This window comes from Fischerella thermalis PCC 7521 (assembly GCF_000317225.1).
GTDB lineage: Bacteria > Cyanobacteriota > Cyanobacteriia > Cyanobacteriales > Nostocaceae > Fischerella > Fischerella thermalis.
The window spans coordinates 1-446 of sequence record NZ_AJLL01000119.1 but is presented as its reverse complement, the minus strand read 5'-3'; the positions used below and the strand labels follow the sequence as shown (position 1 = coordinate 446).

Below are 446 nucleotides of genomic sequence, written 5' to 3'. Positions count from 1 at the left end.
TCCACTACTTGTGCAAACAGGCTGGCCGGAATTGCTAAGTAGTAGAGGGGACAAGTAGCATCGCCCAGGGCTTGACGTAACTTTTCGTAAGTTTCTGGTTTGTTGTAGTCACCAGAAACGTACTGGAGCAGTGAAGAAAGTTTCTCAAATGCTGCTTGATTTACACCACCATGATGTTCTAGGCTATCACGCGCTCGTTCCCTGAGTTGATCTGTTGTCCAAGATCGCCCGGCAACCCCAATTACCGGAATATTAAGATTACCACGTCGTACCATTGCCTGAAGGCTGGGAAAAATTTTCTTGTAGGCAAGATCGCCTGTCGCCCCAAAAAATACAAGTGCGTCTGAATGAAGAGTTGTCATCACGAGCCTCTTGAGGGATGTAGTTTGAGCAAGCAGTCAAAGAGTGCTGTGTTTAACACGATAATCGGGACAGATTTGCCGATC

1 pseudogene is annotated in these 446 nt (G+C 46.9%); it reads right to left on the bottom strand.

Going from position 1 to position 446, the window contains the following annotated elements:
- Nucleotides 1–362, bottom strand: a pseudogene (locus UYK_RS24550) (glucose-6-phosphate dehydrogenase); the annotation flags it as partial.
- Between the last annotated feature and the right edge of the window lie 84 nt (nucleotides 363–446).